This window comes from Candidatus Hodarchaeum mangrovi (genome assembly GCF_975850365.1).
In genome coordinates, this window is sequence record NZ_CDLCQJ010000050.1 from 1 (window position 1) to 13,133 (window position 13,133).

Here is a 13,133-nt window from a genome sequence, read left to right on the forward strand (position 1 = left end):
CAATGATTGCCAAAGCAAAGAAGATTAAGATGAAACTTAAATGTAATAAAATCTCTTCACGATAATGCTTCCAAGTAAATAATGTATGATACGCTAGAAAGAATAAAATAAGAGAAGTAAAAAGTGTTAAAGGAATAGAAATAATACCTAACAAAATCATAATTCTTTAACCTCCTTGTAGACTCTATCAACATATTCCTCTGCAAATTCTTTCAGTTTCCCTTTTATGACCATTCCAAGGAGTGTTGAGGGTTTTAAACGTAAAATTTCAGCAAACTTCTCAACTTCGTGTATTGTTTCGAGATCTAATCTAATAGTAATAGCACTGGTTCGAGGGATTGTCTTTTCCTCCAAAAATATTCTTTCTTTATATTGAGCTGTGTACGTCGTACACGAGACTATTTTATCTCTTTTGATAATTACTTTCTCCCGAATCAAGCCCCTTCAGATGGTATGGAAATGCTCAGATATGAAAAAAAAACGTTTCCTTTTATTTTTTTCTTGCTTTTTATAACTTTTCTCAATTCATTAACTTCTAATAATTCTTTAATTTCTCCTTTCGACATCAATAATGAAAATGAAGCAAAATTCAGTAATAAAAATCTGTCTAAAAGGCTAAACAATGTCAATGTAGTTACGGATAAAAATGCTTTTTTACCTGTATCAAATATTACCATCAGTGAATATCTAGATGAAGAATTCGTCTCAAATTATAATGTATCAATACTTTCACTTAATAGTACTCATATTAAGGTTCTTTGTGATTATGACAAAGAAGTTGATTTTTATGGAAATCCTATTCCTTCCTCATTTTATTCATTTGTGAATCGTGCAAGTGTACAACCTTATTACAACGTTTCAAATTATTATGGTCTTTTTTCCTGTTTGAAACAAGATTATTTTGATTTTTGGATTGATGAGAGTAATTTTTCTGTCGGAAATACCTTGGAAATTCAGGGGATGCTATTGACCATATCTGAGACACCAATAAACCTAGCTGGGGTTGGTACATTTAATGCCTGGAAATTATCAGGAATTGACCCTTATTCTAATCCTGTAGCACTATATTATGAGAAGAATACTGGATTATTTTTAAGCCAATACTTTGTTTTTATTTCATCAATTTGGTTAAACCTTACAAAAGCTGAAATGAGTCAGATACCAATAGATTATGATGGTCCAAAAATAAAAAACCTTTCACCAACCAATAATTCAGCTAGACCTTCAAATGCACCTGTGATTTGTACTCTAGAATCACTATATGGTATAGATGAAATTTTTTATCAATGGGATGAAGGTATAAACCGTTCAATAGATTCATCAATTATCGAAACAAGCTTTCCCCTAGATGATGGTTCTCACTATTTCTATATTACCGCTATTGATAATCTTTTCAAAACAAAAAATTATATATTCCATTTTATAACCGATAATACACTTCCAGGGATAAATCTTGAAGATTATAAAAATAATAGTCAATTAAAAGGAAATTTACAACTAAAAATTAACATAACTTCCTCAAATAATAGTTTTCTTTTTAATTGGGATGGAAATCCAAATATGACAATTTTAGGTGCGGAAAGCGATTTTATTGGGACATTAACAACTCCGCAAACTGAGGGGCTACATATTATATCGATTTATGTAAAGAGTGTAACTGGGGTTTGGAGTATGATAAAATATCATCTAATAATTGATAATACTCCCCCTATTATTTATCTAAAAGATTTTCTTAATAAAACAACAATCAAAGATTCTCTTATTTTGAAATATAATGTTTCTGAGAGCTGTTCCCTGCGCTATAATCTTGATAATGAGACTCCAAAACTTGTTCTAGTTGAACCATTTCAAGACTATAGCTTATCTTTTCTGTATCTAATTAATGGATCTCATACATTAAACTTAAATGCAACAGATCTAGCGAATAATTCTAAATCTACACTTCTTTTCTTCAATATTCACGCAGGGGTACTTGATTGGCCAATTAATGTATCAGCGGAACAACCAAATTCATTCAGAGTGATTGATTCAGAAGGTAAATATTGGTTTACACTAATAATTGCTTCAAAGATTGATCAAAGATTCACTGTTTCCCTTCCAAAAGAAGGAGTCCCCAATATGTCTGAGAATATGTTATTCCTTACTAGTTTCGTTTGTGATGAACCGAATGAAATTATTTTGATTAGTTTCATATATCCAATTACTAATTCCAATGAAAGCATATCTGATTTTATTGAAGTATATCAATGGAGTTATTGGGATGTGAATAAGCAAGAATGGATTGGAATAGAAACTATTTTTAACAACATAAAGAATCAATGGGAAGCGACAATCGAAAGAGGTGATATACAATTTTTTGCTTTAATTATGACAGGAGATACTATTACTCTCGAATCGATTATTCCAGGTGGAGGTCAGGTATACAGTTTTGAGCTTCCTATACTTTTAACAGCTCTTTTGCTATGTTATAAAAGAAGAAAAAAGAACACTATAAACTGAGGTGATATTAAATGTCAAAAGATAGAATACAATATTTAGAACTACCTTTTTTATCAATACAGAGACTATTAGCAGGATTAATTGATGTGATCATAGGAATTATAATAGCTATAATTTGTGACATTGGAGCCCGATTGGAATATGAAATACTCTGGAAAAATATCTTTCCATTCCTAGAAGATCTTTTACCGATCCTAGTGGTAGTGTGGTTCATTATTTTCTTTCCTTTGTACTACTTTTTATCTTCCAGTCTTACAGATGGTCAAACTTTAGGAAAGATGCTTCTAAAGATCAGAGTGGTCACTAGCGATAATCAATCAACAAAGAAACAGTTCAAACTGCACCTTAAGAGAACTTTTTTTATTAAAGCTGGAACAAAGGTAGTTAAAGAATTCGATCCAGGTGTCAAAGGTCTATAATTAATTTGGAAGTGCCAATGGTGGGAATCATCGAACTAAAAGATGTTAATAGAACTTATAGAATGGGTAGTTCTGAAATATTTGCTCTTAAAAATGTAAATCTCACATTAGAGTCTGGTCAAATTGTCGTTGTTCTTGGTCCTTCAGGTTCGGGCAAGACCACCCTTTTAAATGTCATTGGTGGAATTGATAAATGCAAAGGACATATTTCTATTGATGGTAAAATTATTACTAAAATGAACAAGAAGGACTTGACTAGATATCGTAGATCCACCGTTGGTTTTATCTTTCAATTTTTTAACCTTATTCCAGTTTTTTCCGCACAAGAAAATATTGAATATGCAATTGAATTGAGTCATACCTCACTTTCACGAAGAGAAGTTGTTCAGAAAGCTTCAAAGTATCTTGAGGCTGTAGAATTAGAGAAAAAAGCGCTTTCCTTTCCTTCTAGACTTTCGGGAGGAGAACAACAAAGAGTTGCAGCTGCCCGAGCATTTGCAAAAGAACCTCGTTTACTTTTATGTGATGAACCAACAGGTGAATTATCTGTTAAAGAGGGTAAGAAAGTTCTTTCAATTATCCAACAGATGGTGAAGGATCGAAGTGATTTACTCGTTTTATTAGTTACTCATAATCAAGAAATATCTAAAATAGCTCATAAGGTAATCAGATTGAGGTCAGGAGAGATTGATTCGATTACAGATCAAAAACCGATAGATGCATCACAGTTAAATTGGTGAGAAGGTCAAAAGTAATGGCAAAGACAATTAAAAACATTATAAGAGCAATAAAAGCAAATAAATTACGTTTTCTCACAATTTCTTTTGTTATTGCTATTGGTGTTTCCTCGTGGAACATGATGATAATGGCTTTTCTTGACATGGATTTCACCTATAAGCAAGCTTTCAGACAGTATAACATGGCTAGTTTTACTATTCAGACTGCTAATCCAGGAGGATCTGGTAGTGATGCATGGATTGATTTTGATAACCTTACCAGTTACCTAGATGAATTTAAACAATCAATTGCTGTTGTTGAAAGTTATGAATTAAGGGTAGTTTATGATACAAAATTTATCATACGAGGAAATAGTCAGAATGGAAGGCTTATTGCCTATAAAACAACTGATACAGAAGGTAATTTACGTCTACAACCTGATGTCAATGGGATAGAAATATTAGAAGGACGTGAATTCACTCTTGCAAGTCAATATCAAAATGTTTGTTATGTAGAGGGGCATCTAGGAGAATACTGGAAATTAAAAGAAAATGATTTCATAGGATTAGGAGACCAAAACATCCCCTTTCAGGTACTTGGTATTGTTGCCAGTCCAGAATATTTAATGAATATGGGTTCTTATGCTGATTTATTACCATCACCTCGTCGTTTTGGGGTAATCTTTTTACCATTACGAGTAGCACAAAGTATTCTTAATGTTCAAGGTAAAGTAAACGAAATATCAGTAAAATTGGATTGGTCTTTATCACAAAAAGAGCGAAAAGATATTGCAAATCAATTAAAAACTTTTTTAGAAGATGAAAAAGGATTAAAACTAGGTGAACCCGTAGATTTAGATGAACAGGTAGCTTATTGGTTGCTTCGAATGGATATACAAGAAGCACGGGAATTAGGTTATGTTTTACCAATAATACTACTTGGAATGGCTATGTGGGGTTTGTATGTATTATTAGGGAGGATGGTTGTGGCTGAACGTAAAGATATCGGTGTAGCACAAGCATTAGGGTACAGTAGAAAAACCATTATTTTACAATATGTTGGAATTGCTTTATTAATATCAATTATTGGTACAGTTATAGGAACACTATTAGGAGTTATCATAGCAAGTCAATTTAGTCCTGCTTATGCGAAAACTGTTACGGTACTGTTTCCAGTATATACAAGAATGGATCCAATAGTAATCGGAGCAGGTTTCATTTTAGGAATAATAACTGGTTTGTTTGGAGGGTATCTTCCCGTTCGAAATGCTATCCAACCTCTCCCAGCCGAGAGTCTACGTTTTGATCCGTCTCTTCATATTACGAGTGGTCAAATACCATTACTTGAAAGGATATTAAAGAGATTTAGGATAAAATTGAGAACTACAGGCTTTAAATTGCCACTTAGGAATTTTTTTAGGTCCAAAAAAAGGACATTTTCGTCAATAATAGGAGTCATTATTTCAGTAAGTCTGATATCATGCATGTTTGCCATGTTTGAGTCGATGAATATAGCATTGTCAATACAATATCAGGATATCGAGGATTGGGATCTTCGTGTTGATTTCTCAGAGGTCCCAACGAATTCGTCTAAAATTGTTTCAGCAATCAAACAAATAGATGGAGTGACAGCTGGAACTTATTCTTTAACTTCTGGTGCAACAATCTTTTCAAATTTCTCGTCAAATACTAAAACCATTCAATTAATTGGATTAAAAGACTCCGATGGTTATTTAGGACATGCTTTTGAATTTAAGTCAGGAACTTATGACCCTGAAGGAATTATCTTGAGTGTTCCCGTAGCAGAAAAACTCAAAGTCAAAGTAGATGATATTGTAAGTCTTGAGATTCCCAAATTGACAAAACTTGTTTCAACTGCCCCATTAAGAGCCCATTTTGAAATGGTTAATGTTTCTTTTCAAATTTCTGGAATAATTGATGAGTTTAATGGATTGGTTTCGTACTTGGGTCTTGATAAACTGAAAATTGTAAGTAATTTCCCTGGTGATCCTGCTAATTCCATTTTATTAAAAGTTGAGAATCCAACAATAGAAAAATTGAATGAAATAAGAAGTACAATTAAAGAAAAATATAATTACAATGTAAGAAACATTTTTACAAAAGAGGAACAGACTAGTGACTTATTGGTATTAATGAATGCTATGTATTATATTGTATATGCTATAGTTGGATTTGCTATGGCATTAGCTATTATAATGGTTTATAATACGGTTTATATAAACTTACAAGAACAGCAACGAGAAATTGCGACTTTATTAACGATAGGAACACCTAATAGAAGGATAATTAGGAATGTAACAATTGAAAACTTAATTGTGACTGTTATTGGTTCAGTGCTTGGATTGATTTTTGGATGGGTTCTTCTATGGTTTATGATGGATGTTGTATTAGAAATGGAATTCTTTCGAATTCCACTATTTATGAGTAATAGTACTATTCTCCAGAGCTTTTTCTTCACTCTGATTGCTGTTTTGATTGCAGAATATTTCCCATTACGTAGAATCCTGAACTTAAATCTTGCAGAAGCTACCAAGGAAAGGGTGGTTTAAGGAGGTATAAAAAATGGCATTAATTGAACTGAAAAACGTCATAAAGACCTATACGCTTGGTGAAACTACTACTGTAGCTCTTGACGGCATCAATTTAGAAATTGAACAAGGAGAGCTTGTGATTATTTATGGCCCGTCTGGAGCAGGGAAGACCACTCTTTTAAATCTTATTGGTGGACTTGATATCCCAACCCAAGGGGAAGTAATTGCTGCAGACATTCCTGTATCTACTCTTTCTGCTCAGTGGTTGACAGTATACCGGAGAAAAAAAGTGGGGGTTGTGTTTCAATTTTTCAACCTGATATCCCGATTAACTGCCTTAGAAAATGTAGAATATAGTCTAGAACTAGTAGGAGTTAAAGAAAAGTATAAAGGAAAGGATAAAGTTTCCTTTAACTCTAAAGTTATCAAAAAGAAGGCAAAAGAATATTTAGAAAAAGTCGATTTAGGTGATAGAATGAATCATTTTCCCTCTCAACTGTCTGGAGGAGAGCAACAACGAGTCTCAATCGCAAGAGCTTTAGCGAAAGAACCCGAAATTCTGCTAGCTGATGAACCGACAGGGAATTTAGATTATAATATAGGAAGGAAAATATTAGAGCTAATGGAAGCCATGACTGGGAAAGCATTGAATAGAACAGTCTTTATTGTTACTCATAATGATGCCATATGTCCATTAGGGGACCGTGTCATCAGATTATCAGACGGTCAAATAATAGAAAATTATACTCAAGAATATACACCAGCAAAAGAACTTTATTGGTAAATACAAAGAAATTTAATAATAATCTATAGATTTAAGATATATCTAGATTTTAGAGCATTTGAAGGACACTAACAATGAGACTTGTTAATGTAGAAATGAATTAAATTACTAGTATACATAAAATCGTATCAGTGTAAATAAAAAGCTGAAAACTTTGGATTATTTAGAAGAGCTGAAGAATAAATGGCAAGAAAAACGTTTAAAATTCCTTCTCGGGGTAATAACGACGAGTTTCAAACGCAAGAAGAGAAATTTGACGATGTTTTAGCGTCTCTAAATTCAATTCAGACTAAACAAGAGGCTTCTGCTCCAAAAGTATCTTCATCTCGTGTTCCAATACTCCCTATAGTTTTTGGAACAACAATAATTGCCATTATTATAGTAGCATTAATAGGAATCGGTGGTTTTTCATTTTCTAATTCCAGAATAGATTCTGAAACTGCTATTATTTCAGAATCTCTTAATTTTCCAATTGAATTATTAAATGGAACAACAGTTTACCTTTCGAATTATTCAGGCAATCCTATTATTATTGATTTCATGGCAACATGGTGTAATCCTTGTAAAGATCAGTTAGAAGATTTGAAATTAGTAAAATCATCCCATCCTGATGTAATTATTATTTCAATAACTGTAGATTTGGTCAGTGACTCATTAGAGAAATTAAATAATTATGTCATAATTAACGGCATGACTTGGATCGTGGGCCGGGATATAAACCAGAAAGGTGCTCAGATCTATAATGTTGTATTCATTCCAACCATTGCGTTCATAAATTCAGCAGGGAAGCTTAAAGGCCAAGGGGTTGGACCACAAACCTATGAGACCTTAGTTTCTTGGATAAACCAAGGGTAGCCGTAGGAGAATCATAATGCTTTTTCAAGGTATAATAAGCTATGAACCCTCTTTAGGATTGTTTAACTTCTTTTTTAGTGGCTTATATGTTGCTCTTTCCCCCTGTCTTTTTCCTATTATGCCCTTAACTGTTTTTAGAATTATGGATAAAAAGATATTTGATGAGCTGGGAGAAGAACACCTCCCTAGCCGTAAAATGGCATTACAATGGGTACTACTAATTACAAGTGGGATAGTAACCACATTTGCAGTCTCAATAATTTTCCTCAGTTTATTTCAATTTACATTTAGCCTCTTTTTGATTAATAATTATGCTTATTTTTCTTTTTTTTTAGGATTAATTCTCTTTATATTAGCTCTCTTTGTTTTATTCCCCCAATTATCTGAAAAAACTTTCGCTCATATTCCCATTCCTCAAGGAATTAATCAATTTTTTAATCGTGAAGAATACAAGGCCCTAGATTTGTTTCTACTAGGCCTTGGATATTCATTTATCGCTTTTCCTTGTGCTGCTCCTGTTTTTATTGGACTATTTTTTGTGGGTGTTAGTATTGATTTCTTCTCGATTTTGGTTGGAATGGTTTTATTTGCGGTCGGAGTGGCTATTCCTTATCTAGTTTTAGTAATGGTGACATCAGAAGCAAGAAATCGGGTAGCACAGTTCTTAGCAGAAAAATTCCGGATTATTGAAATTATTGTGGGAGGATTAATGATCATTGTTTCACTAATGTTAATCTCTCCTTTAGTTATAACTTGGATAATGTCTCTCTGATTTCAATCGGAGTTATCAGACATAGCTATTGGAAAATCCATTTTTAAAAGCAAACAATAACCAAGGTCATTTTGAAGAAGTTCTCCTCCTTCTTTAATGAATTTTTCAAATAAACAAATCTTTATTGGTTTATCTCGAAAATTTTCAAGTAGAGAAATAAATTTATCGATTCCTTTTTGCTCTGTTCCAATCAAACCAATCTCACGGGTTACGATTTCATTAGTTAGAGCTAAATAAAGCGCTTCAATCCGAGGAGCCAATGATAATTCCCGCCCTAAGTTAAGGAATGTTTTCCGCAAACCACTCCACTTATCCGCTTCTTGTTGCTTTGTCTCTTGGATCTCTGAAGCCCATTCTCTTAACGATTTTGCACTCCAATCCTGATTAATTCCTTTATCTAATAGTTCGGTAAAGCTTGGTAAGGGTGAAATGCTAAATAGAATTACAAAAGGGTTTTGATAAAGATATCTAAAAACTTGATAAACAACTTTACTATTGAAACTCAATTCACGATATTCTTTCAATTCGATCCACCAAAGCTTCTCTTTCCAACGACCAATCATATCTGGAGCTAATATAACACCATCTAGGTCTTGTAATACTTCTTCATCTTCCTCAGTTGCCTCTCTTAGTTCTTTAAAACCTTGGCTTTCTAAATAATTCCGAAGATTGGCAATACTTACTACTGAATGATCACTTTCTGGAGTTTCGATTAAATCTTCAGCCCATTTTCGACTTTTTACCTTGTCAATATAGTCGATTAATAACTTTCGTTCACTAGGATATTCTAAATTCTCTGTGGAGAGAAGAAATAAGAGTTCCTCGAGATCTTGGTAACGTGGACGTAATTGTCGCTCAAAAGCCTCATTTCTATAATAAATGAAAGAATAACGCCCTTTTTTCCGATCATTTCGTGTAGGCATTCCAAAACATGCACGAAGTGAATTTGGAGTATGATATAGCATTGGATAATCTCGAACGAATTGAATCCCCGCTGCCACAGCAACTTCACGAAATAGTTTACGTTCGGGTCGATTCCAATTTAAAGTTTCAATAGGTGAGAATTCATTAAGACGAGCAATAAGAGCAGAGAGACGATTTGCCTGAACGGATCGTACACCTTTTAAATCACTCGGATTATTGCGAAGATATGATCGAATACGTTTTAATACAGTTTTTCGGGTTTGTGGTGGCATTGGAGAGGTAAATCATCCTTATAAATTGAATAATAACAATTAAAGATGATTTCTAAACGATTGAAGTGTATTTTTCTCTCACATCTAGCATTGCTTTTTGTATTGTAAATTGCCTCAATCACTATACTATTAATATTATGAGAAAAAATTTGTTCTTTGGGAAATTTAAATGGAAAAAAAGAAATATTTTCAGTTAATTATTTGTTTGATGACTGGATTCCTTCTTTTTTCTGGACTCTTTTATTCTCTACCAAAAACTGATCATACAAGATTAACAATTCGTTTAAATGCTCGAATAATGGGATATAATGAATTGTTATTCTTGGACTTAATTTATAATAACCAATATCATACACCTGAGGAATTGTTTGAAGAACTTGAACAGATCAATACTACATTTCCTGAACTTGTTGATTTATTCACAATTGGAGAGAGTATACAAGGTCGATCGATTTATTGCTTAAGGATAACTAATGAGAAAAGTCTTTACCCTAAAGCCAATGCATTATTCGTTGCACAGCATCATGCTCGGGAACAGATCACTGTTGAAGTTGGATTACGATTCATCTTACGGTTACTTAATAACTATGGTAAGGATACTCTGATTACTTCTTTTATTGACAATTTAGATATTTATATAATCCCCTCAATGAATCCAGATGGGTTGAATTACGTAGTTGGAAATAGAACAGGACTAGCTCCAAATGAATGGCTTCGAAAAAACCTTAGACCTTTTGATGATGATAATGATGGGTTGTTTGATGAAGATTCAGCAGAAGATGTAAATGATGATGGAATAATTTCAGGATTTGAAGTCTATAAATGGAATATTCAGAAAGAAGAATGGGTATTTTCACATGAATATTATGAAGGAAAAGATAATGATGGGGATGGATTAATTAATGAAGATCAAATTGGAGGGGTTGATTTAAACCGGAATTATGACTATAGATGGAATGATTCCTCATTAGATACAGGAACAGGTTCAGATACAAAAGATGAGACCTATCCTGGCACATCATCATTTTCTGAGCCTGAAATCCAAGCTTATAGGAATTTTGTTGTAAATAAATCATTTGCTGCTGCAATATCTTTACACTCAGGAATTAATGCAACCTATTTCCCATGGGCTTCAACTTCATTTTGGGCAAAAAGTGTTTTATATTATTCTATTTACAATGATCTAGAGGCACTTTTACCTCCTAGGTTTTGGGATGGTGGTCATGTCAATCAAGGAGCTGGGATAGAATCCTTAAGTTATACAAGTGCTGGTGATTGGGGTGATTGGATGTATGCAAAACAAAACTGTATAGTTCCAATGACATTTGAAATTTATCATAATAAATCATCGGATTATTTTATAGATTTGTTTATGGAAAACGAAACACATCAAATCTGGGAATGGTATGGGATGTATGGATATTTTGCTCCTGTACAATCAGCAATTGAGGCCTTATGGGAAGATATATCACCCGCGTTCGAATACTGGTTGGATTTAACTCCAAGGTTATATATTATACCTAAGAAAATAACAGGAAATCCAACAGAAGGATCAGTAGTAAGTCTTACTCTTATTTTGAAGAATTTAAGTCCTCATCTTGAGACAATTGATAGAATTTTTATTGCTGATAAATATATGAATCCATATATGAGTGGTAAATCAGAATTATCATTCTCAGAAATAGATCCTTTGGAATCAAAGACTATATCGTTCGATATAACCTTAAATTCTACTATAACTACTGAGAATAATTTAACATTTCTTGTTGGAAATGATTACATTGGATATAGCCCAATAAGTATAACCAAAAGCCAAATTAGCGAAACTACCTCAATTGAAATTTATTCTACGATACTTACAATTCCTCTTCTGATCTATTTTAAAAAGAAACAATAAGGAGTTATTTTGGAGAAATTTTATCAGACTCCTTATTTTTATTCTTCATTCGAGTTGAAATTTCATCTTCAACCATTTGAATTAATTTTGAAGTATGCTCCATAGACTTGTGAAGGTGTTTTAAGTGAAGTTCCAATCTTTCAGCTTCAGTTTCAGTTAGAACCTCTTGAAGTTCCTCTTGACTCAGATTAGAAAATAGCTGGGGAGGAGGTCCAATAGGTTTCTCTTTTCCGAGAATAAATGATCGTGTAAATTCTTTTCGTGACTCCTCTAATTTTTCAGCGACTTTCATTCCAAAAGGAGTTAATCTATAGTGTTTTACTGATCTTGGATCTTCCACCTCGCCACTTATCATTTCAAGGACCCTTTTCTCAGTCAATTCCTTGAGGATAGGGTAGATGGAGGAAGTTTTCGGGTGCCATTTCCCCTTTGTTACTTCATCAATTTCTTGAGCAATTTTATATCCATGAATGGACTTTTTTCTCTCAATATCAGGATCTAAAGATTGATTTGCCTCATCTAGGATACTATGACATCGTAGAAGATGAAGAATGAAAAATCGAAGACTGCCTCTGCGATATCGTTTCATCCAAGTTGTAACCAACAGTTTAGCTTGCTCATCAGCATCCTTGGGAGTTACCACGGAGGATCTACTCAATATATCGGAAAATAAACTCTATTGTACCAATATGATAACATTAATATATAGTTTTCCTCTATATGTCAGATAACAACATATCTTATTAACTGGTTTTAAATTTAATAATTTTGAAAAATCTCGCTGATAACGAAGGAAAAATTCATGCAACAAACACAATCTGTTCCATCTATGTATAAAAGGCCTAAAGAATCAGAGTTACCGATAAATAAGTATCGTTCATCAACTCATTGGTATTTTAGTTTTTTCTGGCGAAGCCCCGGTTTAGTTTTGCTTAGTTTAGGAGTCTCCTTAGTTTCTACGTTCTTATCCATTCTTCCTAGCATTTTATTAGGTATTGCTTTTAGTATTCTTGAAAATCAAGGATTCTCAGAAGTTTTCGTATTTATTTGCATTTTGATAACACTTACTACAATTCTAAACTTTGCATTCACATTTATTACTAATTATTCATGGACAGTTGCAGCCTTCAGATTTGAAAGAGATGCACGTCAGGAATTTTTCGATACCGTACAAGAACATTCTATGACTTTTCATGATGAAATTGACAGTAGTGCTTTACTTTCAATGGCAATGAATGAAATCTCCCAAATGAGGATGGGTATTAACCCTAATATGCGTATGATTATTGCATCTCTGCTAAGTATGGTATTTACGCTTCTTGTTTTTTTATCAGTTGATTCTATTTACTTTCTAGTGGGTTTAATCGGTTTTCCTATCTATATGATCTTAGTTTTTCGCTATGCTTCAGTAATTGGTCCAATTCGTCAAGAATTAGCTAATCG

The 13,133-nt window shown here is 33.1% G+C and carries 12 protein-coding genes; 9 read left to right on the forward strand and 3 right to left on the reverse strand.

The window, feature by feature from the left end:
- Positions 1 to 156 precede the first annotated feature (156 nt).
- Entirely contained in the window at positions 157 to 438 is a 282-nt protein-coding gene (locus tag ACWVCY_RS05120; protein ID WP_455140823.1) for a hypothetical protein, read from the reverse strand.
- Positions 439 to 459: 21 nt separating this feature from the next.
- On the opposite strand from ACWVCY_RS05120, the gene ACWVCY_RS05125 reads away from it, so the two are divergent.
- From ACWVCY_RS05125 to ACWVCY_RS05155, 7 genes are all read left to right on the forward strand, one after another.
- Positions 460 to 2,499: a hypothetical protein gene (locus ACWVCY_RS05125; RefSeq protein WP_455140825.1), complete on the forward strand. Its 2,040-nt coding sequence runs from the start codon at positions 460 to 462 to the stop codon at positions 2,497 to 2,499.
- Positions 2,500 to 2,510: 11 nt separating this feature from the next.
- A complete protein-coding gene (locus tag ACWVCY_RS05130; protein ID WP_455140827.1) occupies positions 2,511 to 2,918 on the forward strand; it encodes an RDD family protein in 408 nt (135 codons plus the stop codon).
- 17 nt (positions 2,919 to 2,935) lie between these two features.
- On the forward strand, positions 2,936 to 3,658 hold the full coding sequence (locus ACWVCY_RS05135) for an ABC transporter ATP-binding protein (protein ID WP_455140829.1): 723 nt from the start codon (positions 2,936 to 2,938) through the stop codon (positions 3,656 to 3,658).
- 14 nt (positions 3,659 to 3,672) lie between these two features.
- On the forward strand, positions 3,673 to 6,204 hold the full coding sequence (locus tag ACWVCY_RS05140) for an ABC transporter permease (protein ID WP_455140830.1): 2,532 nt from the start codon (positions 3,673 to 3,675) through the stop codon (positions 6,202 to 6,204).
- Positions 6,205 to 6,217: 13 nt separating this feature from the next.
- On the forward strand, positions 6,218 to 6,970 hold the full coding sequence (locus tag ACWVCY_RS05145; protein WP_455140832.1) for an ABC transporter ATP-binding protein: 753 nt from the start codon (positions 6,218 to 6,220) through the stop codon (positions 6,968 to 6,970).
- Positions 6,971 to 7,153: 183 nt separating this feature from the next.
- Entirely contained in the window at positions 7,154 to 7,825 is a 672-nt protein-coding gene (locus tag ACWVCY_RS05150; protein WP_455140834.1) for a TlpA family protein disulfide reductase, read from the forward strand.
- Positions 7,826 to 7,841: 16 nt separating this feature from the next.
- Entirely contained in the window at positions 7,842 to 8,597 is a 756-nt protein-coding gene (locus ACWVCY_RS05155; RefSeq protein ID WP_455140835.1) for a cytochrome c biogenesis protein CcdA, read from the forward strand.
- Positions 8,598 to 8,599: 2 nt separating this feature from the next.
- On the opposite strand, the gene ACWVCY_RS05160 is transcribed toward ACWVCY_RS05155, so the two are convergent.
- A complete protein-coding gene (locus tag ACWVCY_RS05160) occupies positions 8,600 to 9,793 on the reverse strand; it encodes a hypothetical protein (RefSeq protein ID WP_455140837.1) in 1,194 nt (397 codons plus the stop codon).
- Between the two features lie 169 nt (positions 9,794 to 9,962).
- Between ACWVCY_RS05160 and ACWVCY_RS05165 the strand changes: the two genes are divergently transcribed.
- Complete coding sequence (locus ACWVCY_RS05165; RefSeq protein WP_455140839.1) at positions 9,963 to 11,690, forward strand: M14 family zinc carboxypeptidase; 1,728 nt, start codon at positions 9,963 to 9,965, stop codon at positions 11,688 to 11,690.
- Between the two features lie 4 nt (positions 11,691 to 11,694).
- Here ACWVCY_RS05165 and ACWVCY_RS05170 read toward each other — a convergent pair whose 3' ends face one another.
- Positions 11,695 to 12,333: a PadR family transcriptional regulator gene (locus ACWVCY_RS05170; protein ID WP_455140841.1), complete on the reverse strand. Its 639-nt coding sequence runs from the start codon at positions 12,331 to 12,333 to the stop codon at positions 11,695 to 11,697.
- Positions 12,334 to 12,492: 159 nt separating this feature from the next.
- Between ACWVCY_RS05170 and ACWVCY_RS05175 the strand changes: the two genes are divergently transcribed.
- A partial coding sequence (locus ACWVCY_RS05175; protein WP_455140843.1) for an ABC transporter transmembrane domain-containing protein occupies positions 12,493 to 13,133 on the forward strand: 641 nt, incomplete at its 3' end.

Bases quoted from the DNA above. Each gene is read 5' to 3' on its own strand.
- ACWVCY_RS05165 (WP_455140839.1), top strand. From the start codon at position 9,963: ATGGAAAAAAAGAAATATTTTCAGTTAATTATTTGTTTGATGACTGGA.
- ACWVCY_RS05135 (WP_455140829.1), top strand. From the start codon at position 2,936: ATGGTGGGAATCATCGAACTAAAAGATGTTAATAGAACTTATAGAATG.
- ACWVCY_RS05155 (WP_455140835.1), top strand. From the start codon at position 7,842: ATGCTTTTTCAAGGTATAATAAGCTATGAACCCTCTTTAGGATTGTTT.
- ACWVCY_RS05140 (WP_455140830.1), top strand. From the start codon at position 3,673: ATGGCAAAGACAATTAAAAACATTATAAGAGCAATAAAAGCAAATAAA.
- ACWVCY_RS05150 (WP_455140834.1), top strand. From the start codon at position 7,154: ATGGCAAGAAAAACGTTTAAAATTCCTTCTCGGGGTAATAACGACGAG.
- ACWVCY_RS05130 (WP_455140827.1), top strand. From the start codon at position 2,511: ATGTCAAAAGATAGAATACAATATTTAGAACTACCTTTTTTATCAATA.
- ACWVCY_RS05125 (WP_455140825.1), top strand. From the start codon at position 460: ATGCTCAGATATGAAAAAAAAACGTTTCCTTTTATTTTTTTCTTGCTT.
- ACWVCY_RS05145 (WP_455140832.1), top strand. From the start codon at position 6,218: ATGGCATTAATTGAACTGAAAAACGTCATAAAGACCTATACGCTTGGT.
- ACWVCY_RS05160 (WP_455140837.1), bottom strand. From the start codon at position 9,793: ATGCCACCACAAACCCGAAAAACTGTATTAAAACGTATTCGATCATAT.